Below are 24792 nucleotides of genomic sequence, written 5' to 3'. Positions count from 1 at the left end.
CTCCTACGAAGGTTGCTGATCAGCGTGGTTCTCGTCTGTGACGTGATTGAGGAGGGAGCCGATCCCCGTGATGGCCGTCTCCAGGACGTCGCCGTTTGCGAGGAAGCGGGGTGGCGTCTGGAACAGGCCCACGCCCCCCGGGCTGCCTCCCAGGATCACGTCGCCGGCTCGCAGGGTCGTGAATCGGCTCAGTCGGGTGATCAGCTCGGCCACATCGCACAACATCTCGCCGACGGATGCGCGCTGTACCAACTCTCCGTTGAGCCGGCAGCTGATCTCCAGGGATGCGAGATCCGGCAATTCGTCGAGCGTGACGAGCGCCGGGCCCCACGGGCAGAACGTGTCGAAGCCCTTGCCGAGGCAGAACTGCGTTCCCGCGTTGAGCTGTACGTGTCGTTCGCTCACATCCTGCGCGCACATCAGCCCGGCGACATGGGACATCGCGTCGCCGCCGGTGATGTGCCGTCCCGGCTTGCCGATGACGATCGCGAGTTCGGCCTCCCAGTCGACCTGGTCGCACCCCTGGGGGATGACGATCGGGTCGTATGGCCCGGTCACCGCCGACGGGAATTTGACGAACAGCGTCGGAAGCTCATCCTGTGCCAAGCCGCTCTGCGTTGTGTGGTCACCGAAGTTCAAGCCCCAGCCGAATATCGTGCCGGGGCGGCGGATCGGTGGGCCGACCTGACCGTTCAGTACCGCGTCGTCGTGACCGGGGGCGCGCGTTGCCAGCGCGGCGACCTGGGGCAGCAACTCGTGCCGAACCAGCACGTCGAGTTCGGAAGGCAGCTGCTGATCGGACAGGCGTGCGATGTCGTAGTGCTGTTCGCCGACCTGGATGCAGGCCCGGTCGTCAATGCGGGTGAGTCTCACGGTGCGACCTCCGTTACGGCGTCGCGGACGCGGGCCGCCGTCACCTGCGCACGGGCTGGGTCGACCAGCCGCGCTGCCTGCTCTGCCAGCCGTCCACGCCGTTGCTCGGCGGGGATGTCGTCGGCGCGCGCCATCACCAGCCAATGCAGGTGCCGGTTGTCCTCACCGAAGCACGTCGCATAGACCACGTCGGTGTGGCAGGTGACCGTGACGGCCCCGCTCAACCGTCGCAATGCCCTGCCCAGCGCCTCGGCCTCGGGCTGGGTCATCGCCGCGAGTCCCTCGGCGTGCCGAAGCAGCCGCAGGACATACCACCCCGGGACCGCCAGCGCCGGAAAGACGGTCGCCGCCCACCAGTCATCGCGGTAGACCTCAGTCGGCGCGGTCGAGGCGTGGGTACAGAGCAGGCAATCGTTCATCGGTGCGCGCCATCGCCGAGTCGGACCACCATCACCGCCGGGTCCAGGCGCCTGCCCCGCCGATCCGGCCGACGCCCATCGGATGCCCCGATGAGCAGAACCGCGACCGGGAACTGTGTCGGCGCGAATCCGCAGACAGCGGACAACGCCTCCTCGTCGAACCCGGCCATCGGCCGAGTGGCAAGCCCCCGCGACTCCGCCACAAGCATGAAAGCCATCAGATACATCGACACATTTCGCAGGACGAAGTCGCGACGGGACCGGTTCTCGTAGAAGCGCGCTGCGACCGGACTGTCGTCCACCGTGGCCGTGTCGCCGCTGAGCACGAGTGCCGTGCCGGCCGCGCGGGCCTTGGCGACGTTGGATTCCAGCAACGCCGAGCACACGCGGTCAAGCGCGCTGCCCTGAGCGACGTGAACCCGCCAGGGCTGCAAATCCAGCTCACTCGGCGCCAGACCCGCGACCTCGGCGATTGAGCAGATCTCGTCCAGCCCGACCAAAAACGGCCGGAAACCGGCACAGCTACGACGGTCCTCCAGGGCCTGCGCCACTGGTCGGTCGTCCTGTGTCACGTGGGCCACGTTGCCACCTGCCATGGGCAGAAGGCTGGCACACGCCGGCGAGATACACAAGATACTTGACCGTCGTAGTGCTTGACTATATTGCTGTAGTCCGCGTCACCGTCTGGACGAGTTCGTGCACGAAGCACTTTCATGTCGACGATGTCGGTGCGGCCGTGGATGATCGCCCCGACAAGTTCCAGTTCCGCGCCGAGACGGTCGACCCAACGCTGCCGGTGTCGGGCCACGGCCTCGGACGCGCGCCACCGCGCATGGCCGCCCAGGGGCGTGATGCGGACGATCTTGGCGCGCGTCTGCCGGGTCGACGGCCTGAGGGCGCCGAGAAGTCCATCCATGCAGGTCAATCCTCCATGTGGTATCCGTGGAGGGTGCCGCCGATCCGATCGTGGCCGGTGGCGCGGAATTGGTCGAGGACGACGACGTTGTCGGGGAGCGGCTTGGGTGGCGCGGCCTGGCCGAGGACGCAGTGGGGCCGATGCTCGTTGTAGAAGGACTCGTATTCGGTCAGGACGCGTCGGAGGTGGGCGAGGTTCCAGACGAGGCTGCGGTCCAGGAGTTCGGCGCGGACCGATCGGTGCCAGCGTTCCTGGATCGCGTTCATGACCGGAGGCCGGACGGCCGTGGTGACGATCTCGATGTCGGCGGAGGCGAACACGGCGTCGAAGGATGCGGTGAACTGCGGGCCGCGGTCTCGTATGAGGAACTTGAACCGGTCGGCTTGGCCTTCCAGATCCATCAGGGCGTTGCGGGCCGTCTGGACGGTCCAGGCGGCGGTCGGGTGAGCGGCGGCGCCGATCCACCGGGTGGCGTGCTCGATCATCGTCAGGGCGTAGGCGGTGGTGCCGTCGAGCCGATCGATGGTGAAGAAGCCGGTGGCGAGGATCGCTTGGGCCTGGGAACGTAGGAACTGTGTCCAGGCTGGCCCGGAGCGCCTGGGCGCGGGGCCGATGCCGGCCTTCTTGAGGATCACCCACGCGGTGGAGGGTGTGATCGTGACGCCGAGGCCGGCCAGTTCCCCAGCGATGAGCCGATAGCCCCATCCTTCGTTCTCCCGGGCCCATCTGAAGCACCAGGGCTTTGACGTTGCGGCGGGTCGCGGGCCAGCCCTTAGGTTTCGACTTTGCCGCCCAGCGACGGCGCAGGATGTCACGACGCCAGCCCACGATCGTGCCGGGGGCGACGATCAGCCGGAGCCCTGGTTGCCGCGCCTTCGGTATCAAGCCGAGCAGGAGCCCGATCAGCGCCCGGTCGGCCCACGACATCTCGGCCGGGTGCGCTCACCGAACTGACGCTGTAGGACAGCCAGCTGGTGACGCAGAAGGAGGATCTCCGCGTTCTTCCACGTTGTATCGCGCCGGGACAGACGTGCGAGAGCGGTAGCCGAGCCGCGAGAAGGAAGACGAAGCGCAGGCAGGAGCACCGATCATCCCCGGTCATCGGTCACGACGGCAAGCAGGTGACCAGCATCGATGGATTTCTCGGCACCCTCAACCCCACCCGGAACCGCTGGCGGGCGCTTCGCGCCCCGAGCGGCGCGAGGACGGCATGGTGACCGCGTTCACCGTCGTCTTCGGTGAGCTCCTTCGCGAGCCCGTCTTCGAGGTCGTCCCGAGGATCGTCAAACCCTTGAGCACGATCTCGAACAGCGCCCAAGCTCCCCCCACTGGGCTCACCTCAGCCTGGCTGGGCTCACAACGCAGCTTCTAGGCGTCGCTGAGATCAACCGTCTTCGGACGTGGCTGGAAGCCGAGGATGTCTCCGGGCTGGCAGTCCAGGACCTCGCAGAGTGCCGTCAGTGTCGTGAAGCGGATGGCCTTGGCTCTGCCGTTCTTGAGGATCGACAGGTTCACAGTGGACACTCCGGCCAACTGAGAGAGTTCGGTGAGTGTCATGCCTCGGTCGGCCAGCAGCCGGTCCAGGTGCACGGAGATCGTTGGCCCCAGGTCGTCAGAGGTCGTCACACCGTGCCCTCAAGGTCTTCGCGCATCACAGAGCCGACCCTCATGATCCGCGCGGCGGTGATCAGCCCGACACCGAAGAAGATGACAGTCCACGATCCGTGCAGGTAGCCATACCAAAGGCCAGGGCCGATGCGGTCGTTCACCATTCTGTTCAGCAGACTGATTCGAATGGCGGCCACGACGATGGTCGCGATCACCTCTCCCGCGAGCAGCCACCATCCGAGGGCTCGTAGCCATCGGGCGAGGTCTGGCGTGAATAGACCATTCTTGGCGGCATCGCGCAGCAGTCGTCGGACCAGATAGAACGCGCCCGCGAACAGGACGAACCCCGTCACTTGGGCGATGGTCAGTGCCACGGCCTGGCCTGTAGTCGGATGCAGGAGGCAGATGCTGGCGGATTGCATCGAGGCGCCAGTGCCCGGCCGAAGCCCGCCCGGTTCGACGGTGATCCCCGTGGCCCGGAAGTTGCTGTCGTCTGTCGGTACGCACACCGAGTAGGGAACGGTTCGGCTCCAGCCGAAGATGCTCACGCCGCGGCTGAACACCGCCAGACCCGCCCCGAGCACCGTGACCACCACCAGCCCCGAGAAGATGAAGTCAACCACGGTGAGCAAGGGCTGCAGCGGGTCGCGCTGCTTCCGTGTCATCGCTGTCATCCGGACCGCCCCCATATCGATTATCGTTGCTATCGAAAAACGTAACCAACGAAAAGCGATACGGCAAGAGCCCTGAGATCCTGGGCATCGGCAACGCCCTGGTCACCCTCAGCCACACCCGCCCACGATGCGCGGATCAGAGCAACAGCAGACCGCAACAGCCATGCGCGATTGCGCAGCGCAATCCTCCGCGGCTCACCTCGGCATGCCCGAGCTCCGTCGCGATGCCGGGCGAAGCAGTGCCGTGTCCGAGGTCTGAGCGGAGATGAGACCAACATGCCGTCAGTTCTCCAGCCGTGTGGGCGTCACCAGCTGGTTCTATGCGCTGGGCGGCGGTGACCGTGGCGCATAAGGTCGAAGGCGTGACCGAACCCGAGTCGATCGAGACTCTGCAAACGCTCCTCAACTCTGTTCAGCCAGGTGAAGTCCGGATGGGTACGGTGGCCGGCTTCGATGGACTCGAAGTCACGCGGCGGGTCGTATATTGCGGGGCGAGCTGTTCTGGCGTCGTGCCGAGGACCCCTCGGAGATCGTCAGTGTGGGCCACGCGATCGAGGTCGAGGTAATCGGTGTCCATAACATCGGCATCCGCCAGGCCATCGCGGCTCAGCACACCATGCCGAGCGGCAAGTGGAACGAATCAGACCTCGAATACCCGCCGGATCCGTTCACGGTGTTCGAGAACGGTGTCGGCATGGTGACCGGAGGATTGTTCGGCAGCAAACCGATCACGGTGTTCTTGGGCGGCTACAACGAGAAGTACCGGGTGACGGTCTTCGACTCAGTGACCAACGATGTGACGGCCGACTTCGTCGTGAACAACAAGAGTGGCTAGAAGTCCTTCTTCCACGTGATCCCCGGCCTGAACATTCCGGACCGAACGACGGGCAAGGGCGCCTCGATTACGGAGGTCTTCACATGGACGATGCAGATGCACCTGGACACCCGTGCTCCCACCGGCACCCCTCCGCCGGTGCAGCCCGCGCCGACGGGGCCGATGCCCACTCCGTGACGTTGGCGGGGACGACGACGAGCGCGAGCCCGACGAGAGGTGTCCGAATGCGGCACCCTGCGTCTCACGGCCGACGGAGCGGCTTCCGCCACCGGCGTCTCAGTGGTCGAGTACTTGTCCCACGGCGCCACTCGGTACTCGGGCTCCGGCACCTGGGCGATGGACGTGCCCGGTTCGGGCACACCCGGACAGCTGGAGCTGGACATGAAGCTCACGCCCAGCAACCCGGGCTATCCGGTGACGGTATATGTCTGCGAAGACTCTAGCCACGTCTTCATCGCCTTCGATTCCGACATCGACTCGCTGTGCGCTGGAGGAGTCACCTTCAACCCGGCCGGCTGAGCAGTACGCGACGGGATCGCTTGTTTACTCAGAACGCGTCGCGTCACGCGGTAAGCCATCGACAGGAACATCCCGCCAGGATCTCAACCCGACGACCACGGCCTGCAACCGACCAGCTCGCAGGAAAAATGGTGTTGCCGAGCCCCACAGGGGCGACGACTGGGCGAACGCGGTCGCCTAGAACTTCGGGAACACCTGGCGCAGCAGGTTCAGGTCGACCACGCCGGTCGCGGTGATTCCGTCGGGCGTGTGCTGCGCCTTCAGTCGGCCTGTGACCAGCCGGAGCCAGGCCTCGGCGGGCAGGGTGAGCGTTCCGTCGGCCTGCTCGGGGGCGCCGGGCGCGGCACTGATCTTGTCGCCCAGCGTCAGGGTGAAGGACTGCCCTGGGTCGGTCGTCTTCACCGCGATCACGGCGGCCAGGCCATCCAGCGTCTCTGGTCGGCCGGTGTAGCCGGCTACGTCCGAGCTCAGGGCCAGCAGGTGCGCAGTGGCCGCCGGGGCGACCGTCGCCGCCGGGTCGAAGCCGACGCGCACGTCCCAGGAGTGCAGCGCGAGCTCGTTCAGCCGTGCGGTCGCGAAACCCGCTACGTCGACGGGGGCGGGGAGGTAGCCTGTGTCGATCTTCAGGCTCTGCCGGGTTTCCTCGCCGAGTGACTCGAAGGACTGGGTCAGCGCCTCGTTGGCGGCCAAGAACCACTCCAGCCGATCCCGCGGGTCCGCCGCGTCGTATCTTGCCCAGATCGCTTTGTTGAACTCGATCCCGGGGTTTGGCTTGCCTTCCAGCGATACCCGCAGTGTGTTCTGGTTGATCTCCGCGCCGCTGCCCAAGTGCGAGAGAACCTGGGAGACGTCCCATTCCTCCGCGGCGGTCGGCGCGGCGAGTTGCTGGTCGGAAAAACGGGACGACAGCCCGGCGAGGTCGTCGAACTCGCTGCGCAAGGTGGCGATGACAGCATCAGCGTTGCTCATGCGCCGAGCCTAGTGCAGTCCCCAAGCCGTGCGCCGGGGCCGGCGTCGCCGTTCCCGGCGAGCGCGCGGCGAGTATGGCCTGGGGTGAAGCCGCGCCTTCTCGCGCTCGCCGGTCGTAGTGCTGCGCCCGCCATCTCTGGGCCACAACCGACTCCTCATCCAGCCTGGCCGCGTTGAGCATTGCGAGTACGGCTCCTGTTGTCCGGCTGCGGAACCAACGCTCCATGATCGCCTTCTGCCGAGGTGCCCGCACGCCGGTGCGGATCACATCGATCCCGGCGGTGGTGAACAACGCGTCGAACGTCGGGTGGAAGGTGGCGCCCAAGACGCGGACCCGACGGGTCGCGTGCTCGTTCACCGCCAGTACGTGTGCCTTCGACCGGTCCAGCAGGTCGACCACGACGAAGTCGCAGGCGATGATCGCCTCGGCCGGCGAGCGCACCGCTGAGCTCGGCGCTCAGCGGTCGCGCCCGTATGCCCTCATGACAGGGAGCGCCGACCGCACGCGCACCCGGTGCGCGGGTTGGCCCACCACCGCGCGGGCTCTCTACGGCTCGGCCTTCGCTACGGCTGCCTCCTGGATCACCCTTGCCACGACGTCGGGCTGGGAAGCCGGGACGGCGTGTGAGGATTCGACCTCGACGATGCGTGAGCTGGCGCGCTCGGCCATGAACTGCAGGATCTCCGGCGGGAGTGAGCGGTCTTTGGTGGAGACCAGTGCCCAGGAGGGGATGGTGCGCCAGGCGGGCTCGCCGGTGAACGTCTCGCCGAGCGCCGCCGGCTCGATCGGGCGCTGGCTCACGGCGAGCACCGCGGCGTCCAGCGGGTCCAGGTCGGCTGCGTAGGCCTCGGCGAAGCGCTCCGGCTTGAGGGTCAGGTCGGCGCCGCCGAGCGGGTTGGGGAACACATCGAGGTTCTCCGGAATCAGCAGAGTGCCGGGGTATTTGGCGTTGAGCTCGCTGGCGCTCTCCTCCGAATCGGGCTGGAAGGCCGCGACGTATACCAGTGCGCTGACGCGTCCGGTGGCGGCGATGGCCGGGTGGGAGATCACAGCGCCGGCCCAGGAGTGTCCGGCCAGCACCACCGGCCCCTCGATGCGTTCGAGACAGCCCACAAGGTAGGCCACGTCCTGCTCCAGGCCGCGCATCGGAAGCGCGGGCGCGGTGACCCGATAGCCGGAGTTCTGTAGTCGCCTGGCGACCTGGTGCCAGATCGACGCGTCGGTCAGCGCACCGTGGACGAGGACGGCGGTGCGAGTAGAAGTAACGTTCGTTCTCTTCATGGTGCGGAGCCTAGAGGCCTCGCCCGCCACGAGTCAACAGAACGTTCCTTCTTCCTCGGTGACAGGCCCCGATTGAACCGGACCGGGACTGTGCCATGCTCCTCCGTTTGACAGCCAGGTCAGGGACGTCGCTGACCTGGCTGGCAAAGCCGTCGCCGTGGCCTGAACCCGGGGCGCTTCAGCCGGGACTCGCCGTCCCGAGGAATGCGGTGAGATCACCGAGCGATGCCGGAGCCCGGCACCATAGGGAGCCGATACTCGGCCGTCTACACCGTCAGGGCTCCACTACACCGTCAGGGCTCCATGCGGCTGCCCGGGGTCAGGGGGCGACGGTGAGTGGTTGTCCGGGGTCGATGACCTTGACCGGGACGTCGGGGACGAGGCGACCGACCGCCTCGACGAACAGGCCGGGGTCCTTGTCGCTCTTGAGGAAGAGCATGTCGCCTACTGTGCCGCCGGTGAAGGCGTAGTGCTGTGGGATGGCGAGCTTCGGGCGCAGGGTGGCGGTGAGTTCGGCGGCCTCTTCGGCGTTCATGACGACCTGTTTGTTGCGCGCCATCCGGATGGTCAGGCCGTTGACGGGAAGCAGGGCCACGTCCAGCGGTCCGTAGCGCTCGGTCAGGGTGTGCAGTTCCGGGATGAGCAGCGTGTCGCCGGCGAAGTAGACGCTGCGGTCGCCGCCGCTGATGACGTAGGTGACCTCGTAGACGCCGTGTTTTCCGGGGGCGGCGGCGATGGTCAGGTCGCCGACTTGGGCGGACTGCCACGGTTCGAGGGCGCGGACGTTGGTGAAGCCGGCCTTGCGGGCCTTGCCGACGACCGGTCCGGCGACCAGGAGGGGCACGTCCTTGTCGGGGTAGCGGCGGAAGGCGTCCAGGTCGCAGTGGTCGTAGTGCTCGTGGCTGATCACGACGGCGTCCAGATGCGGCAACTGTTCCGGCTGCAAGGCGATCGGCTCGCCCGGGTGGTACATCGCGCGCTGGGAGAACCAGGGGTCGGTCAGCACGGTCTGGCCGCCGATCTGGATCAGGTGGCAGCTGTGGGTGATCCGGGTGATGACGAGCGATTCGGTCATGACTGTTCCCTCACTTCGCAGATAGTGGCCGTTGAGAGGGGCGAGGTCACCGGTCGTCGGCGTCTGCGTCGGCGAGGTGGGCTCCGCCCAAGGGAGTGTGCTGCGGGGAGATGACTCGGCGGCTGATGCGCCAGCCGCCGTCGTGACGCCGCAGGGTGTCTTGGTGATTCACGCTGGAGGCGCTCATGTCGTAGACGACGTCGGGGGTGAAGATCTCCCCGAGCCGGCCCAGGTGGCCTTGGTCGAATAGGTGCCCGTGCAACGACAAGACCTCGCTGATCGCCTGGCGGTCTTCCGCGTTCAGCTCGTGTGCCATTGCGCCCTCCGTTCGTTTTGGTACTGAGTACCGAAGCGTACCGTGTACCGCTTGGGACTGTGAACCGACATTGGTATGCTTGCCGTCATGACCCCGCCCCTCCCGCTCGTGGAGCGCAAGCAACGTCAGGCCCGGCAGCGCATCATCGAGGCCGCCCGAGAGCTGTTCCTCGAGCGGGGCTTCGACGGGGTCTCGGTCGGCGACATCGCCGAGCGCGCCGAAGTCGGGCGCACCACCTTCTTCCGCCACTTCGGCGACAAGCAGGAAGTCGTCTTCGCCAACGAGCAGGAACTGCTCGACACGATCGCCGCAGCCGGCCAGGCCGACGCCGTCCCCGCCCCGCGCGATGCGACCGAGGCCCTCGAACAGCTCCGCCCCGTCCTGCTCGCCCTGTGCACCCAGGCGACCGCCGACCCCGACGCCTACACCCGCCACTTCCAGCTCATCGAGCAGCACCCGGAGCTGCGTGGGCGCGACGCGGTGAAGATGCAGCAGGTCGCCGACAAGCTGAGCGAACTTCTCATCCACCGCGGATCCGACGAGGCCACCGCCCGGTTCGCCGCGCAGATCGCCCTCGCCTGCTACCAGAGCGCCAAACGCCTCGGCGACAACCCGCGCACCCTGGTCGAGGACACCCAAGCCGCCTTCAGCAGAGCACTCACGCTCGGGACCGGCACCGCCGAGACCCGGGCATAACCGCCTGGGTCTGGATGACCCGGCTGTCATCCAATTCGGCCAGCCACATCGGCTGCGCCGCTATCGCCACCGCATCCGGATCCTGATCCTGATCCCGATCCCGATCCACCGAGCGCCGACAAAATCGTCAGCCGATGGTCATCGTCAGCCGATGGTCGCGGAGGACAGGCACAAATCCCCGAGGAATCAACGCGGCGCTGCACCAGTGAGGCTTCGCCTCGGGCCGCGTGCGTGTGTCGGTATCGCCGACATCCTGGAATGTCAGATGCAGTGCGGTGCCGTGGAATCCCATGCCGAGACGCCGTACGCGTTTACGGCGCGTACCAGGAAGCACGCGCCCACCGGATACCCCCCGAAGTCGTCGGAGCGGTGGTAGGTGGTCCCCGTCACGGTGACGGTAACGTCGATCGTCCGGGGGTCGGGGCTTGGGGCGACGCCACCAAGGGTGTAGTGAACTTGGTAGCTGGTGACGCCCGGGACTGTCGACCACGTGAATGTCACCGTGTACCCGCTCATGTCGGCGTCGACGGTCGGGTCCTGCCCGGTCGGGGCTTGCGGCGGGTTGCCGGGCGGCGTGGGGTTTGACTGCGGGTTGGACGGTGGGGCCGACGTCGGCGGTTTGATCGGCTGGGAGGTCGGGTGCGGCGGCGGTGTGCTGTGGCCGCTCGTGGAGGTGGTGACGGTGCTGCGCGGGTCGGTGACGACAACTGTGGTCGGCGGCGGATCTGGTGGGCCGGTCACGCCCGAGTCGGGTGCGCTCGACACGGTCGTGAGCGGCCCGGGGGGCACGGAGGAGCTGTGCGATCCGGTCGGCGGGGCGGGACTGCCGGCGGAGGATGACGGAGTGCCGGAACCCGCGGGTGTGGTCGGCGAAGCAGACGGTGTGGATCCGCCGGCGTGATCGGGACCCAGCCCGTGTCGCGAGTTCTTATTGCCGTCCTGCATGAGGTCCGTGCCGATGAGCCCGGCGCCGACGATGACGGCAAGGGTCGCGGCGAGGGCAATGGCGACACGGCGTCGGTTCGGGAGGTTCGGGCTGCTCGGGTAATCGGTGGCCGGGCTGTGCGAGGAGGCCGCGATGGGCGCGGGATCGTCTGGCACCGTCGCTGAATCGTCAGGCTGCGCCGCTTCGGCATTCCCGGCCGCCGACTCGGCCTCGGACCCGGATTCCGGTCCCTCCGGCATCGGCTCCGTCGCCTCCTGCGCCAGCGGCACCGGCCGCGGCGCCACCACTGGCATCACAGGCCGCGTCAACATGCTGCTGATCTGCTTCCGCAACGCCGGCGCAGTGGGCCGGTCGTCGGGTTTCTTGGCCAGACAGGTCGCGATCAGGGCCAGGATCGGCTCGTCCTCGATGCCGTCGAGATCCGGCTCCTCGTGAGCGATGCGGTAGGAGAGTGTCGTCGGGTCGGCCTCGCCGAAGGGGTGACGCCCGGTGACCGCGAAGCACAGAACGCCGCCCAGCGCGAAGACATCAGCGGGCGGGCCGACCTTGCTACGCCCGCGGATTTGTTCCGGCGCCATGTAGGGCGGGGTCCCGACCACGACGCCGGTGCGAGTGATGGTGCTGGCCGCCGACTCGCGGGCGATACCGAAGTCGATGAGGTGCGGGCCGTTCGCGGCGAGCAGAACGTTGGCCGGCTTGACGTCGCGGTGCACCAGGCCGGCGTCGTGGATCGTGACCAGCGCCTCGGCCAGGCCCGCTGCCACCGCCTGCGCCTGCGCCGGAGCCAGCGGCCCCCGCTCGGCGACCACGTCGCTCAGCGGCGGCCCGTCGATGAACTCGGTGGCCAGCCACGGCTCCGGCGCGTCGAGGTCGAAGGCGATGACACCGGCGACGAACCGGCCGCTCACCCTCGACGTTGCGGAAGCCTCCCGGGTGAAACGCCGCCGGAACTCGGCATCCTGCAACAGGTCGGCGTTGACCACCTTCACAGCAGCCTGACTGCCGTCCTGGTCGACGCCCAGATAAACCCGGCCCATGCCCCCGGCGCCCAGCAACCGCTGCACCTGATACGGACCAATGGCCTCCGGATCAGCCCTTTGGAAACGTGCCATGCCCTACCCCCTGCGTGCTCGCCCCCGCACCTACCGACGCGAATCGCACTTTAACAGACGCCGGCGTACACAGAAACGATCGCGGCTTTCGAATCAGAGTATTTAGAAAGTGACGGCGTACCGAAGCCGACGGTCCGTCGAGCCTGGGTCGGGGCGGCGGATCGACGAGGCGCTCGTGCAGAAGGTTCGGATCTCTTCCTCTCCCGCCTGCACAACACCGAGTGCGAAGGTCTCGTGGCTGTGCCGGGCGAAGGCCCGCCCGCCGATGCGCGCTCGTAGTAGCTGCAAGCCGCCGAGCCCGGTCAACTGGCACCGGCGTGCCGCCGTTTCCACCACGCCCCGTGTCGTCGGTCGATGTGTCACACGGCGGAGTATTCGCCGTCGACGGCCAGAACGGAGCCGGCGACGGCCAGAACGGAGCCGGCGACGTAGTCGGCTGCGGGTGCTGCGGGTGCTGCGGGTGCTGCGGGTGCTGCGGGTGCGGCGAGGAAGGCGTGCGGCGCGGCGACCTCCGCCATGGAGTTGTCTTTGTGCTGTGCGTCAGGCTGTCGGCGGGCGGGGCGCGCCGGTCGGGTTGCTCAGCAGGCCGCCGTCCTGGCTCACGGCCGTGAGGGGCGTCGCGACCTGTTCCAGCGACTTGCCCTCGGCGTCGACACCGAGGGTGAGCTCCACGATGGCGCCGGCGACCATGACGGCGGCGCCGATCAGGTAGCCGATCCACAGCTTCGAGTGGTGTTCGAGGTACTCGGAGCTGCGTCCGGTCGTGTCGCCGATGAGCTTGCCGTAGAACCAGGGGCCGAAGGAGCCGAAGCACTGCGCGATGGCGAAGAAGACCGCGATGGCCTTGGCCCGCACCTCCACGGGGAAGATCTCACTCACGGTCAGGTACGCGGCGCTCGCCCCCGCGGAGGCGAAGAAGAAGATGAAGCACCAGCACAGGGTCTGGGTCAATGCGCTGAGCAAGCCCTGGTGGAACAGCAAAGCGCTCACCGCCAGCGCGATACCGGAGATCAGGTAGGTCCCGGAGATCATCGCCCGGCGCCCGACAGTGTCGAACAGGTGGCCGAGCAGGAGCGGTCCGGCGAGGTTGCCGAAGGCGAAGGCCATGAAGTAGTAGGCCGTGTTCCCTTCGGGTACTCCGTAGATCTTGGTCAGCACGAGCGAGTACGTGAAGAAGATCGCGTTGTACAGGAAGGACTGCGTGATCATCAGCGAGGCGCCGAGCACCGACCGTCCGGGGTAGCGGGCGAAGAGCGTTTTCGTCAGGGTCCAATAGCCGACGCGGTCCGTCGGCAGGATCTCGATCGCCTGTGTCTCATCGACGGGGGCGAGTTCGCCCCCGGTGCGTAATGTCGCCTCCTCGATCTTGGCCGTTGCCGCGTCCGCTTCCTCGACTCGGCCGTGCATCACCAGCCATCGCGGGCTCTCCGGCAGGTTCCTGCGCACGAACAGGATCACGAGGCCGAGCACCGGGCCGAACAGGAAGCCGATCCGCCAGGAGTAGCTCACGTCCAGGTGCTTGATCACGGTGATGGTCAGCACGGAGGCCAGGAACGCACCGGCCCAGTAGGTGCCGTTGACGGCGATGTCCACCCGCCCCCGGTAGCGCGCCGGGATCAGCTCGTCGATCGCCGAGTTGATCGCGGCGTACTCGCCACCGATGCCCGCCCCGGCGATGAATCTGGTCGCGTCGAGGTAGAACACCCAACCCTGGCCCCTGCCCAGGGTCAGGGCGCTGAGCCCGCCGCCGACTAGGTAGACCCCCAGGGTGATCATGAACAGATTGCGTCGGCCCCAGCGGTCGGAGAGGCTCCCGAAGAACAGAGCACCGAAGACTTCGCCGAGCAGGTAGACGGTGCCGATCGAGAAGGCCACCGAACCGGTGCTCATGCCGAGCGCGCGCGGGTTGGTCAGGTAGGGGCTCACGTTGCTCGCGATGCTGACCTCGAGGCCGTCGAGCACCCACGCCACGCCGAGCGCGACGACCATCATGGTGTGGAAGCGCGACCAGCCGAGCCGGTCGATGCGGGCCGGCACCAGGCTGCGGATCCCGCCCTCGAAACTCGCCTGCTGTGTCGCAGCCATCCGGAACCCCTATTTCTGGCAGGAAGCCCAATCCAAAGACTTTGCGTTGATCCCCTGACTTTTCGCTGAAAAACGGTGAAGGAGCTCCGATGGTCTTCTAAGCTGCGCCGCATTGATCCGTATGGGGGAGTCGGGTCGGGAACGCGTGCGCAACAGACGCCCTGGCCGCCTGCCGGGCAGCCTCGGTGGCGGGTCAACAGGAGGCTGATGCCCCGTGCGCGGAGTCTTCTTGCTGGCGCCGTCGCCGATCGATCGGTTTCGAGGCGCAGGTGAGGGGCCGAATCAAAGCCCGATGGTATGGGTTTTGGGTCCGCTTCGGGCCTGCCCTGGGCCATTTGGCTGACAGGGCCGTCAAGATATCCGGTTCCGTCACGGTCGGCCTCGCCGGTCACAACCTCGGTGCCCTGGTCGCCGTCGCGCGGCGACGCCGCACCGACAACCGGCTCCTAGCGATCATCGGAGCGACCCCGACCCAGATCACCCGCGCCGCCGCGATGGAAAGCGCCATCGCCGCCGTGGCCGCGACGGCGATGGGCCTCGTGGCCGCGGCGGCCACCGCCATCCCCTACGCCTACGCCTACGTGCGCACCGGAAGCCTCGCGCTGAGCGGCACGTGGTGGATCGCGGTCACCGTCGTAGCCGCCGGGGCCCTCACGACGGCCAGCGTGATTCCGGTCGTGAACAGGCAACGAACCGCGACGTCCACACTCAGCACGGTCTGGAGTCCCGGCCTGTCCCCTGGAGTGTGGACACCCTGATGTGCCGTGGCCCGTCTTCCTGTCCTGACCGCTATCGGCGCTGATAGGCCCGGAGGAACGCCGCGACGCCGCCCTTGATCACGTGGTCGGTCTCGGCCTCGGGCAGCGGGACGACGCCGTAGTGCGTGCTCTGCACGATGGCGTGTGAGGCCAGCGCCATGAAGTGGGTGCTCGCCATCGCCGCATCGCCGTGGACGTCGATGAGCCCAGCGTCGGCGAGGCCTGTCATCGCCTTGGCGAAAGCCCGGATGACCGGGCCCGGTCCGGCCTCCTTCCAGGCCTGGAGCACCTCCGGCGGCACGTGGTCGGCCTCGGCGTGGATGTGCCGGACGAGCGCGAAGTGGTCCGGGTAGTCGGTCATGAGGCGGACGAGGGCGTGCGCCAGGGCGACGAGATCGCGTTCCAGGTCCTCCGGACGCGGCGGACGCGCCGGGTCCAGCAGGGAACTGATACGCGCGATCTGGGCGTCCCGCACCTCTGCCGACGTCCACGTGACGACGGCCTGGAAGAGCTGCGCTTTGCCGCCCGGGAAGTAGTTGTAGAGGGTCCGCGTCGAGATGTCGGCCTCGGCGGCGAGCGCGTCGATCGAGGCGCGGGCATACCCCTCCCGGCCGAAGACGCCGCAGGACGCGCTCGCGATGGCGGCCTCCTTCTCCTGCTTCCGAGTCGGATTCCCGCCTCGCACCGCGGACGCCGCTTTCGCCGACGCCGCCTTCGCGGACGTCGCCTTCGGCGTCCGGCCCTCACCGATGCTTCCCACCGTCGCTCCCTCCTGAAGTACAACGGTCGTTGCACTTTTGACAACGATCGTTGTAAGTTTAGCGCAGCGGAGGCCGCACCAGGCGGTCGTCCCGCATCTGGAGGGGAATCCACCATGGCCGCCACCCACACCGTGCCCGCCGAGACCGCCGTCACCACCACGAACACGCCCCCGAGGGCGCTGCGCGTCACGGTCGTCATCGGAAGCGTCCGAGAGGGTCGCGCGGGGCGCTCCGTAGCCGACTGGTTCCTCGACACAGCCGGCGGCCACGAGGGCCTGGAGCTGGACGTCATCGACCTCGCGGACATCGACCTCCCGCTGGCCATGCCCGACTGGGGCAGCGCGCCGAACGCGGCCGCGGCCGCGGCTCTGGCCGGCGTCACACCGCTCCTGGCGGCCGCCGACGCCTTCGTGATCGTTACGCCGGAGTACAACCACAGCTTCCCGGCCGCGCTGAAGAACCTCATCGACTGGCACCACCGGCAGTGGCAGGCCAAGCCGGTCGGCTTCGTCTCCTACGGCGGCCTCGGCGGCGGCCTGCGCGCCGTCGAGCAGCTCCGGCTGATCTTCGCCGAGCTGCACGCCATGACGGTCCGGGACTCCGTCAGCCTGCACGGACCCTGGTCGGGTCTCGACGCCGACGGCACGCCGCGCGACCAGGCCGTGTGTGAAGGCGCGGCCAAGGGCATGCTCGGCCAACTGCTCTGGTGGGGTCAGGCGCTGCGCGACGCCCGGCTGACCGCGCCCTACCAGGCGTGAAGGGCGACGCGCCATGACTACGGCACAGCGCACGATGACACAGCGCACGATGACACAGAGCACGATGACACAGAGCACGGAGATCCAGAGCACGGAGATCCAGAGCACGGAGATCCAGAGCACGGAGATCCAGAGCACGGAGATCCAGAGCACGGAGATCCAGAGCACGGAGATCCAGAGCACGGAGATCCAGAGCATGGAGACAGGCGCCCGGGCCGCGAAGCCCCCGGCGCCCGCGACGCCCGCGGTTTCCATCCCCTCCAACGCGCTCAACCGCACCGTCGCAGTCGTCATCGTCGGCTCCGTGATGTCGGTGCTGGACATGACGATCGTGAACGTCGCACTGCGCCACCTCTCGCAGACGTTCCGCGTCCCCCTGGAAACGATCCAGTGGACCGCCACCGCCTACACCCTCGCCCTCGCCGCCGTCATCCCCACCGCGGCCTGGGTCATGGCACGGATCGGCGCCAAGCGCGCCTATCTCACGGCCCTCACTCTCTTCACCTGCGGATCGCTCCTCGCCGCCTGCGCATGGAACGCCGACAGCCTCATCGCGTTCCGCGCGCTCCAAGGACTCGGCGGCGGACTGCTCATGCCGGTCGGCATGGCGATGGTGATGCGGGCTGCGGACCGCGACCGCATGGGGCGCGCGATGGCCCTGCTCGGCCTGCCCGTCCTCGTCGGGCCGGTGGCCGGGCCGGTGCTCGGCGGCTGGCTGGTCGACGCCGCCTCCTGGCAGTGGATCTTCCTGGTCAACCTGCCGGTGGGGGCGGCGGCGCTGGTGCTGGCCACCAGGCTGCTGCCATCCGCCGCCCCGGCGGCGACCGCCGGGGCGGCAGCGCCCAAGCTGGACGTCCCGGGCCTGCTCATGCTCTCGCCCGGTCTCGCCGCGCTGCTGTTCGGGCTGGCGAGCGGCGGCGCACACCGCGACTTCACCACCCCCGGCACGCTGATCCCCACACTCGTCGGCGCCGCGCTCATCGCCGCGTTCCTCCGGCGCGCGCTGACAGTCCGCGCACCGCTGCTCGACCTCCGACTGCTGCAGGACCGGACGTTCGCCGCCGGCATCGTCACGCTCGCACTGTTCACCTGCGGCTACTTCGGTTCCATGCTGCTCACTCCGATGTACTGGCAACAGGTGCGCGGGATGAGCGCGACAGCGGCCGGACTGCTCGGCGCCCCGGTCGGCCTCGTCGTCGGCACCACGATGCAGATCGCGGCACGGCGCGTCGACAAGACCTCGCCGCGGCGCTTGATCCCGACCGGCGTCCTGGTCGGGGCGTCCGGAATGGCGCTGACCGCGCTGCAGGCCGGGACGGTCGACGTGGCACCGTGGCGGATCGTGGTCCCGGCGATGCTGATGGGCGTCGGATCGGGCATGGTCCTCATGCCGACGATGACGACGGCCGGCCGCGACCTCCCGAAAGAACGGATGGCCGCGGCGAGCACCGCGCTGAGCATCAACGCCCAGATATGGGCATCCGTGGGGACGGCGCTCGTCTCCGTGGTGCTGGGATCGGCGGGCCCGAACCCCTCCGGCTTCCGGACCGCCTACGCCGTCGCGGCGGTCCTGCTCGCCCTGGCAGTTCTGCCGGCGCTGCTGCTCCCCGGCCGGCGGGCCTGACCGGCCGGTCTGACTGCATACGACACCCACGTCGACTCCGCCGACTGGCCACTGCCAGCTGCTCACAACCGCAGCTACTCACCCAGCGTCGCCCCGCCTCCGGATCCGCTCCGTCCCGAGGTTCTCGTGCCGGAGTACGAGCAACTCGACCTCTTTGACACGTCACGACGGGTCGTCGCTGCCCTCCCGCGTGATCGGCTGCCGCCGACCGGCAGTGTCATGCAAGGTAAAGGGCCGATGGTGTTTCATTACGGCGGAGAATATGCGATAGAGCCAAGTTCGATGGAGGCCCCGATTGGAAGGCGGGCAACTCCAGAGCCCATAACTTGGCCGCGGCGGCAAGGCAGAGCGCTAACGCTTTGTCCGGTATCGCGCCATTGTGATGGGTGATATACGTCATAGCCTGGCCCTGGGTTTCTGTGAGATAGAGTCGGCCCCGAAATCATCCGAGCACGTTTTTTGACGGCGGAGAGTGGCATGATGACTATCCTGATCACAGGGGCGTCGGGCGGCGTCGGGCTCGATTTGATGAAACAGTTGGGGGCGGAAGGCCACGCTGTGCGTGCGATGAGCAGGCGGCCGCTCATTGTGGATCTTCCCGATACCGTCGAAAATGTTATCGGGGATCCAACGGATGCAGGATCCCTGAAAGGGGCACTGGAAGGCGTCGACGCGGTTTTTGTTAACTCGGTATTCCTGAATGATATCGAGACTGCTGGGAAGGTCGCCGACGTTGTTGGTCGAAGCCCCGTCGAGCGAGCGGTACTGTTGTCTTCTTCGTGTATTTTCACTCGCCATGAGCTTGTGTTTGCCAATTTTCTTCGGGACGTCATGGACGAATTTCGTTCAATATTTCCAAACCTTGTCAGTGTGCACCCAGGGCAGTTTGCGTCAAACGCCTTGCGGTGGCGAGACATGGTGAAGGAAGGGGTCGTTCGGCACCCGTTTGGTGACGTCGGGGTGCCGATAATCGATCCGTACGATATTGCGGCGGTGGTGAAGTTGTGCCTTATTGAAGATCGGTTTCAGGGTGAACGTATCGAGATAACAGGTTCGGACTGCATCAGTCCGCGAGAGATGGTAAAAGGGATCTCGGATATGCTGGGAAGCGAAATTCGGTATGTAGAAATATCGGCCGCCCAGGCGCGCGAGAATCTTAGTAGGGGTATGAGCCCGGATAGGTTGGACTACTTCCTTGCGATGAGCGGAAGTCCTAAGCCGGAGGAGCAAAGGGTTCTGCCGACTGTAGAGAATCTAACGGGCGAACGTCCCCGATCGTTCACAACCTGGCTCGCGGCTAATATAGATAGCTTTCGCTGATTAGCAGTGCGCCTCAACTAGCGAGTTTCTTGTGGCGACTTGGCTGCTTTGCGGCAGCACGAGATCGACCGGCAAGACCGGACGTACAGACACGAGCATCATCATCCCGTACCCCCGCGCGACCCCTGGGCAGCATTTGCGCAGGTGAAACCCTGTAGCTGGGCTTTTTGAACACGCAGGCACGTCGCGCCAGGGGCGCGGCAACCCGGAACGATGGCCTTGCGCACAGCTGTGTGCAAAGGCCTAGTATCGGGTGTGTGGGTGAGATGCAGGCGGGGGCCCGGCGCCGGAGCATGGTCCGCGCCACGCGTGCTGGCACGGACGATCCTCGTTCGGTGCAGACGCGGACGTGGTTGTGCGCGGCCTTCGAGCGGGTGCTGGTCGAGGACGGCTATGGCGCCGCTACCGTCTCCCGAATCGCTGCCGAGGCCGGGGTGAGCCGCGGCGCGTTTTATGACCACTTCTCCAGTCCGGTCGCTGTGGCGGTCGAGGTGGTCGAGTCGCTGTACGAGTCCATCGCGGAGGTCAACCGGCGGGCCCGGAGGTTCGGGACGAGCAGGCTGGAGACCACCCGGAGTGCGCTGGAGCGGTTGGCTGCGCACATGTCCGAGAACTCTGCGATGTACCGGGATCTGCTGCTGTCGTCGGCGGCCCCGGGCGCGGTACTGACTGCGCTGTTGGAGAAGTTCGCTGTGGAGACCGTCCCGGCGGTCCGGGAGGCGCGGCCGGATCTCGATGACCGTGACGCGAGCAGGGCAGCGCATCTGATCGCGGGTGCCGTGCTGTCCACGTTGATCTGGTGGCTGCGGGAGAGCGAACCCGCGGAGCCTTCGGTCATCGCGCAGGACCTGATGGATTTGATGCCTGAGTGGTTCGTAGACCCCTCCGGGGCCCGAAAGGATGCTGAAGAGTGACCGACGTTGAGGGCGATCGTTTCCAGGGCCCGCTGCCGGCTGTTGTCGACCACATCATCGTCGGCGCCGGTAGCGCGGGCGCGGTACTGGCGGCCCGGCTTAGCGCCGACCCCGACCGCACCGTTCTCCTGCTTGAGGCGGGCGAGGTCATCGATGAGGACGTGGCGCGAGTCCCTGGGATGGCCTCGACTCTCTGGGCGGGGGCCAGCGCCTACGAGAACCTGACCGTTCCTCAGCAGGGTCTGGCCGGGCGCCGGGTCGCGCTGGCCACGGGGCGCGGGCTCGGCGGGGGCAGCAGCGTCAACGGCATGGGCTGGTTCCAGGCATTCCCCGAGGACTTCGAGGGCTGGGCTGCGGGCGGTGCCGCGGGGTGGGGCTGGGCCGATATGGCGCCGTACCTGCGCCTGATCGAGGATCACGAATTCGGCGCCGGGGCGTACCACGGAGCGGGCGGGCCCATGGCTGTCACCACTCCGTACCACCTGCACCCGACGACCGCTCGGTTCATCGCGGCCGGGGCCTCGCTGGGCTGGCCCGTCATCCCCGACTTGAACGGGGCTACGCGCGAGGGCATCGGCCTGGTGCAGAGCAATATCCGCGACGGCGTTCGGCACAGCGTCCTGGACGGCTACCTGAACCCCGCGCTCGGCCGGGAGAATCTCACAGTACGCACAGCGACCGCCGTGCAGCGGATAGCCCTCGACGGCACCCGGGCCGTCGGCGTCCACTGCGCACAGGGCGAAGTCCGCGCTCGGCGGTCGGTCGTCGTCTGCGCCGGGGCGCTGCGGACCCCGCATCTGCTGCTTCTGTCGGGCATCGGGCCTCGTGACCAACTGGGGCGCCACGGGATTCCCGTCGTGGCCGACCTGCCCGGTGTCGGCGCGAACCTGCACGACCACCCGCTGGTCCCGCTGGCCTGGCCGCTGACGGACGCTTCGGCGTTGCGAGGCGGGTATTACGAAGACCCCGCCGCCACGTATCAGATGATGCGACGCGGTCCGCTCTCGGCGGTAGGGCAGGCCGCCGCCGTCCTGCGCTCCGACCCTGGACTCACCGTCCCGGACCTGCAGCTCGTTCTCGCCCTGCGCGGCGTTGACGCCGGGCGGGACCCGTTGCCCACGCCCGTGATCATCAGCCTGGTCGCCCTGCTCACGCCCGAGAGCCGAGGGAGCGTCACCCTGCGGTCCGGCGACCCGGCGGACCTGCCGCTTGTCGATCCCGGCTACCTTGCCGAGCAGAGCGACCATGACCGCCTGCGCGCGGGTCTGCGAACCGCCCTGGATCTGTTCGCCGCTCCCGCTCTCGCTTCCGTCACCGGGCCGGCCGTCGGCGTGCCCGAGGACCGCCGGGACGTAGATCTCGACGACTACATCAGGGCCAGCGCCGGCCCCTACTGGCACGCGGTCGGTACCGCCCGGATCGGGAGCGACGAGATGTCCGTCGTCGGCCCCGATCTCAATGTCCACGGCATCGAAGGCTTGCAGATCGCAGACGCCTCGGTCTTCCCGACCATCCCGCGCTGTAACACCCAGGCGACCGTCATTGCTCTCGCCGAACGTGCTGCGGAGCTGATCAAGCAAACCTGATCAAGCAAACCTGATCCCGCACCAGGACTGCACACAGGAAGACAAACAGTCTCACACCCGATGCCGGCTGACGAGCCGGCATCGTCCCCCGGGTGCGTGCTTCCCGGGGAATGGGACGGACCGTCAGCGGAAGAGGCGGAAGAACCCGCGCACCTGTTCCACCAACGATGCCGGCTGTTCCAGCGCGGCGAAGTGGCCGCCTCGTGGCAGTTCCTCGAACCAGCGCAGGTCGGTGAACCGCAGCTGGGCCTCCCGTCGCGATGGGCGGGTGATGTCGCGTGGGTAGACCGACAGGCCGGACGGTGCGGTGACCTTGTCCCGGAAGCTGGCGAAGCTCTCCCAGTACAGGCGTGCTGACGACGTGGCCGACGCGGTGAACCAGTAGACCGAGATCTCGTCGAGGATCTTCTGTCGTGACACCGCGTCCTCGGGGCGGCCGTTGTTGTCCGTCCAGGCCCAGAACTTCTCGGCGATCCAGGCGGCCTGGCCCGCCGGGGAGTCGGTGAGGCCGTAGCCGAGCGTCTGGGGTCGGGTCGCCTGCTGCGCTGAGTATCCCCGGCCCGTGCGTTGGAATTCCCGCTCCGCCTCGAGGTTCGCCAGCTCCGCGGGCGTCGGGTCGTCGAACGTGCCCGCCGCCACGGACCCCAGGTTCAGGTGCACGGCGACGACCCGCTCGGGTGCCACCTCGCCCAGCGCGCCGGACACCGCCGAACCCCAGTCACCGCCCTGCGCGCCGTACCGCTCGTAACCGAGCGAGACCATCAACGTGTCCCAGGCGTGCGCGATGCGTTTGACGCCCCATCCGGTCGTCGACGGCTTGTCACTCCAGCCGTACCCGGGCAACGACGGCGCGACCACGTGGAATGCGTCCGCCGGGTTCCCGCCGTGCGCGCGGGGGTCGGTCAGCGGGCCGAGGACGTCCGAGAACTCGAGCACTGATCCCGGCCACCCGTGCGTGAGTACCAGCGGGAACGCGTCCGGCTCCGGTGAGCGGACGTGCAGGAAGTGGATGCCCAGCCCGTCGACTGTGTCGCGGTACTGCGGGAAGACGTTCAGCCGCTCGGCGAACCCGAAGTCGTAGTCCTCGGCCCAACTGCGGCAGAGCTCCTGCGCATAAGCCAGTGGCAACCCCTGCGACCAGTCGTCCACCGGCTCGGGCTCGGGCCAGCGGGTCCGTCGCAGTCGTTCACGGAGATCCGCGATCTCAGCTTCGGTGACGCTGACCTCAAATGGCTCGGCGACCATAACGGGGACTCTCTTCCTCGGTGGGGCGTGATCGATCGGATCAGATGTAGGGCAGGGCGAAGCCGTCAGCCGTCAGCCGGCGCCGGGGCGCAGGGTCAGGCTGAGGACGAGTCCGGCCAGGGGGAGTGCCGCGAGCACGCCGAGGGCCGCCGGTGCCGACACGATGCCGGACAGGCCCGCGACGGCTGCCGGACCGATCCCGCCGCCCAGGAATATCATGAAGTTGAGCAGGCCTTGTGCGGTGTCGCGGTCGCGCGCGGCGACCAGTTCCGGTGCCAGGCCCACCAGCGTGGCCTGGGCACCGGCGAACCCACATACGGTCAGCGCCGCGCCGACGACGACGGGGATCGGCCCATCGAGGGTCGCGACCACGAGCACGCCGACGACGGTGAGTGCCGCGAGCCCGGCTGACACCTGCCAACCGGTGAACCGGGCGGTCAAGGCTTCGACCAGCCGCCCGGCCAGCACCGAGCAGGCGGCGGCCGGGACCAGGAGCGCGCCGGCTTCCAGGGCGCCACCGCCCGTGGCCTGCTCGATCAGCGACGGAGCGAGGAACAGCACCCCGTAGTAGCCGGCGAAGACCGTCCCGCCGACGAGCCCGGCCGAGACGAAGCCGCGGGCCGCGATCACCCGCAGCGGCACGAACCCGTCCGGCCTGCGTCGAACCAGCCACCACAGTCCCACGACGGCGAGCGCCCCGGCGGCAGCCACGACGAGCGTGACCGGAGCGGGCAGACCGACCGAGTGTGCCTGGAGCAACGTGATCAACGAGCCGGCGAATACCGACAGCACGGCCGCGCCGGCGAAGTCGAATCGCCCGGCCGCGCCGTCCTGCTCACCGCCGCCGATCCGCGTGAACGTGTGCCTACCTGCCGATGCGACCAGCAGCAGGGGCAGCGTGAGGACCGGGATCGCGAGCACGGCACGCCACCCCAGCCAGGCGGTGACCGCCCCGCCCACCAGGGTCCCGCACGCCGATGCCGTCGCGCTGGCGGCTGCGATGATTCCCAGGGCGCGGGTCCGTTCCCTGCCGGGAAGGGCGGTGGCCGCGGCGAAGACGGCGATCACGGTCGCACCCGCCCCGGCGCCACCGATCAGTCGACCGACGATCACCACTGGCAGCGTCGGGCCGAGTCCCGCGAGCGCCGAGCCCGCCGCGAGTATTACGACCCCGGCGACGAGTACTCGGAAGGGGCTCCACCGGGCTATCAGCCGACCCGCGACCGGCATCGCGAGCGCGGAGGTCAGCGACCATGCGGCGAGGATCCAGGCGGTGGCCCCGAACGGCACCGCGAGCTCGCGGCCGATGGTCGGCAGCGCCACCGACGGCGCTCCCAGTGCTACGTACTGTGGCAGCACCAGCACCCCCAGGGCCAGCCCCAGCCGGCGCCCGTTCAGAGCGTTCGATGCGTTCGATCCGCCGCCGAGCGTCGTTCCAGACGGGATCGTCTGCAACATCGCCGTCTCCTCCCCGGTATGCTGTGACACGTGACTTGCTCTA

At 67.9% G+C, this 24792-nt stretch carries 27 protein-coding genes; 9 read left to right on the top strand and 18 right to left on the bottom strand.

What is annotated here, in order from left to right:
• Positions 1–3: 3 nt before the first annotated feature.
• The 7 genes from IZR01_RS01020 to IZR01_RS00990 all read right to left on the bottom strand — a co-directional run bounded on the left by IZR01_RS01020 (position 4) and on the right by IZR01_RS00990 (position 4481).
• A complete protein-coding gene (locus IZR01_RS01020; RefSeq protein ID WP_194922525.1) occupies positions 4–873 on the bottom strand; it encodes a fumarylacetoacetate hydrolase family protein in 870 nt (289 codons plus the stop codon).
• Positions 870–1292, bottom strand: coding sequence for a hypothetical protein (locus tag IZR01_RS01015; protein ID WP_194891243.1), 423 nt, complete (start codon positions 1290–1292; stop codon positions 870–872). The genes IZR01_RS01020 and IZR01_RS01015 overlap by 4 nt, the downstream gene beginning before the upstream one ends.
• Positions 1289–1888 carry a nitroreductase family protein gene (locus IZR01_RS01010; RefSeq protein WP_194922524.1) on the bottom strand — a complete coding sequence of 200 codons (600 nt, stop codon included), beginning with the start codon at positions 1886–1888 and terminating at the stop codon, positions 1289–1291. Before IZR01_RS01010 ends, IZR01_RS01015 begins: the two co-directional genes overlap by 4 nt.
• Positions 1861–2208, bottom strand: coding sequence for a hypothetical protein (locus IZR01_RS01005; RefSeq protein ID WP_194922523.1), 348 nt, complete (start codon positions 2206–2208; stop codon positions 1861–1863). The genes IZR01_RS01010 and IZR01_RS01005 overlap by 28 nt, the downstream gene beginning before the upstream one ends.
• 5 nt (positions 2209–2213) lie before the next feature.
• The gene (locus IZR01_RS52905) at positions 2214–2843 is read right to left on the bottom strand and encodes an integrase core domain-containing protein (protein WP_194922522.1); all 630 of its coding nucleotides are present in this window, start codon (positions 2841–2843) and stop codon (positions 2214–2216) included.
• Between the two features lie 733 nt (positions 2844–3576).
• Complete coding sequence (locus tag IZR01_RS00995; RefSeq protein ID WP_323746866.1) at positions 3577–3834, bottom strand: helix-turn-helix domain-containing protein; 258 nt, start codon at positions 3832–3834, stop codon at positions 3577–3579.
• The gene (locus tag IZR01_RS00990; protein WP_194922521.1) at positions 3831–4481 is read right to left on the bottom strand and encodes a DUF2975 domain-containing protein; all 651 of its coding nucleotides are present in this window, start codon (positions 4479–4481) and stop codon (positions 3831–3833) included. The genes IZR01_RS00995 and IZR01_RS00990 overlap by 4 nt, the downstream gene beginning before the upstream one ends.
• A gap of 547 nt (positions 4482–5028) precedes the next feature.
• Here IZR01_RS00990 and IZR01_RS00985 point away from each other — a divergent pair.
• On the top strand, positions 5029–5325 hold the full coding sequence (locus IZR01_RS00985; RefSeq protein ID WP_194922520.1) for a hypothetical protein: 297 nt from the start codon (positions 5029–5031) through the stop codon (positions 5323–5325).
• Positions 5326–5541: 216 nt separating this feature from the next.
• Positions 5542–5844 carry a hypothetical protein gene (locus tag IZR01_RS00980; RefSeq protein ID WP_194922519.1) on the top strand — a complete coding sequence of 101 codons (303 nt, stop codon included), beginning with the start codon at positions 5542–5544 and terminating at the stop codon, positions 5842–5844.
• Between the two features lie 177 nt (positions 5845–6021).
• Here the strand turns inward: IZR01_RS00980 and IZR01_RS00975 are convergent, their stop codons facing one another.
• From IZR01_RS00975 to IZR01_RS00955, 5 genes are all read right to left on the bottom strand, one after another.
• The gene (locus tag IZR01_RS00975; RefSeq protein WP_194922518.1) at positions 6022–6813 is read right to left on the bottom strand and encodes a maleylpyruvate isomerase family mycothiol-dependent enzyme; all 792 of its coding nucleotides are present in this window, start codon (positions 6811–6813) and stop codon (positions 6022–6024) included.
• Positions 6800–7255 carry a hypothetical protein gene (locus IZR01_RS00970; protein WP_194922517.1) on the bottom strand — a complete coding sequence of 152 codons (456 nt, stop codon included), beginning with the start codon at positions 7253–7255 and terminating at the stop codon, positions 6800–6802. Before IZR01_RS00970 ends, IZR01_RS00975 begins: the two co-directional genes overlap by 14 nt.
• A gap of 105 nt (positions 7256–7360) precedes the next feature.
• Positions 7361–8095: an alpha/beta fold hydrolase gene (locus tag IZR01_RS00965; RefSeq protein WP_194922516.1), complete on the bottom strand. Its 735-nt coding sequence runs from the start codon at positions 8093–8095 to the stop codon at positions 7361–7363.
• A gap of 319 nt (positions 8096–8414) precedes the next feature.
• Positions 8415–9170, bottom strand: coding sequence for an MBL fold metallo-hydrolase (locus tag IZR01_RS00960; RefSeq protein WP_194922515.1), 756 nt, complete (start codon positions 9168–9170; stop codon positions 8415–8417).
• A gap of 46 nt (positions 9171–9216) precedes the next feature.
• Positions 9217–9486 carry a nuclear transport factor 2 family protein gene (locus tag IZR01_RS00955; RefSeq protein ID WP_194922514.1) on the bottom strand — a complete coding sequence of 90 codons (270 nt, stop codon included), beginning with the start codon at positions 9484–9486 and terminating at the stop codon, positions 9217–9219.
• A gap of 87 nt (positions 9487–9573) precedes the next feature.
• Between IZR01_RS00955 and IZR01_RS00950 the strand changes: the two genes are divergently transcribed.
• Positions 9574–10182: a TetR/AcrR family transcriptional regulator gene (locus IZR01_RS00950; protein WP_194922513.1), complete on the top strand. Its 609-nt coding sequence runs from the start codon at positions 9574–9576 to the stop codon at positions 10180–10182.
• Positions 10183–10443: 261 nt separating this feature from the next.
• Here the strand turns inward: IZR01_RS00950 and IZR01_RS00945 are convergent, their stop codons facing one another.
• The 3 genes from IZR01_RS00945 to IZR01_RS00935 all read right to left on the bottom strand — a co-directional run bounded on the left by IZR01_RS00945 (position 10444) and on the right by IZR01_RS00935 (position 14325).
• Positions 10444–12240, bottom strand: a complete 1797-nt coding sequence (locus tag IZR01_RS00945; protein ID WP_194922512.1) for a serine/threonine-protein kinase — start codon at positions 12238–12240, stop codon at positions 10444–10446.
• Positions 12241–12599: 359 nt separating this feature from the next.
• Positions 12600–12758: a hypothetical protein gene (locus tag IZR01_RS00940; RefSeq protein ID WP_194922511.1), complete on the bottom strand. Its 159-nt coding sequence runs from the start codon at positions 12756–12758 to the stop codon at positions 12600–12602.
• A gap of 22 nt (positions 12759–12780) precedes the next feature.
• Positions 12781–14325: an MFS transporter gene (locus IZR01_RS00935; protein WP_194891252.1), complete on the bottom strand. Its 1545-nt coding sequence runs from the start codon at positions 14323–14325 to the stop codon at positions 12781–12783.
• 335 nt (positions 14326–14660) lie between these two features.
• Between IZR01_RS00935 and IZR01_RS00930 the strand changes: the two genes are divergently transcribed.
• Positions 14661–15083, top strand: a complete 423-nt coding sequence (locus IZR01_RS00930) for an FtsX-like permease family protein (RefSeq protein ID WP_194922510.1) — start codon at positions 14661–14663, stop codon at positions 15081–15083.
• A gap of 31 nt (positions 15084–15114) precedes the next feature.
• Here IZR01_RS00930 and IZR01_RS52900 read toward each other — a convergent pair whose 3' ends face one another.
• On the bottom strand, positions 15115–15843 hold the full coding sequence (locus IZR01_RS52900) for a TetR/AcrR family transcriptional regulator (protein ID WP_323746865.1): 729 nt from the start codon (positions 15841–15843) through the stop codon (positions 15115–15117).
• 114 nt (positions 15844–15957) lie between these two features.
• On the opposite strand from IZR01_RS52900, the gene IZR01_RS00920 reads away from it, so the two are divergent.
• The 5 genes from IZR01_RS00920 to IZR01_RS00900 all read left to right on the top strand — a co-directional run bounded on the left by IZR01_RS00920 (position 15958) and on the right by IZR01_RS00900 (position 22046).
• Positions 15958–16602 (top strand): NADPH-dependent FMN reductase, encoded by a 645-nt coding sequence (locus tag IZR01_RS00920; protein WP_194922509.1) that lies wholly within the window; start codon positions 15958–15960, stop codon positions 16600–16602.
• A gap of 196 nt (positions 16603–16798) precedes the next feature.
• Positions 16799–18226 carry a DHA2 family efflux MFS transporter permease subunit gene (locus IZR01_RS00915; RefSeq protein WP_194922572.1) on the top strand — a complete coding sequence of 476 codons (1428 nt, stop codon included), beginning with the start codon at positions 16799–16801 and terminating at the stop codon, positions 18224–18226.
• A gap of 477 nt (positions 18227–18703) precedes the next feature.
• On the top strand, positions 18704–19546 hold the full coding sequence (locus IZR01_RS00910; RefSeq protein ID WP_194891255.1) for an SDR family oxidoreductase: 843 nt from the start codon (positions 18704–18706) through the stop codon (positions 19544–19546).
• 266 nt (positions 19547–19812) lie between these two features.
• A complete protein-coding gene (locus tag IZR01_RS00905; protein WP_228558772.1) occupies positions 19813–20460 on the top strand; it encodes a TetR/AcrR family transcriptional regulator in 648 nt (215 codons plus the stop codon).
• Positions 20457–22046, top strand: coding sequence for a GMC family oxidoreductase (locus tag IZR01_RS00900; RefSeq protein WP_194922507.1), 1590 nt, complete (start codon positions 20457–20459; stop codon positions 22044–22046). The genes IZR01_RS00905 and IZR01_RS00900 overlap by 4 nt, the downstream gene beginning before the upstream one ends.
• A gap of 123 nt (positions 22047–22169) precedes the next feature.
• Here IZR01_RS00900 and IZR01_RS00895 read toward each other — a convergent pair whose 3' ends face one another.
• Both IZR01_RS00895 and IZR01_RS00890 read right to left on the bottom strand, forming a co-directional pair.
• Positions 22170–23291, bottom strand: a complete 1122-nt coding sequence (locus IZR01_RS00895; RefSeq protein WP_194922506.1) for an epoxide hydrolase family protein — start codon at positions 23289–23291, stop codon at positions 22170–22172.
• A gap of 72 nt (positions 23292–23363) precedes the next feature.
• Positions 23364–24656, bottom strand: coding sequence for an MFS transporter (locus IZR01_RS00890; protein ID WP_369125464.1), 1293 nt, complete (start codon positions 24654–24656; stop codon positions 23364–23366).
• Positions 24657–24792 lie beyond the last annotated feature (136 nt).

Source organism: Catenulispora pinisilvae (assembly GCF_015356865.1).
Classification (GTDB): domain Bacteria; phylum Actinomycetota; class Actinomycetes; order Streptomycetales; family Catenulisporaceae; genus Catenulispora; species Catenulispora pinisilvae.
The sequence above is the reverse complement of the archived record's forward strand: the minus strand, read 5'-3'. Positions and strand labels throughout refer to the sequence as shown.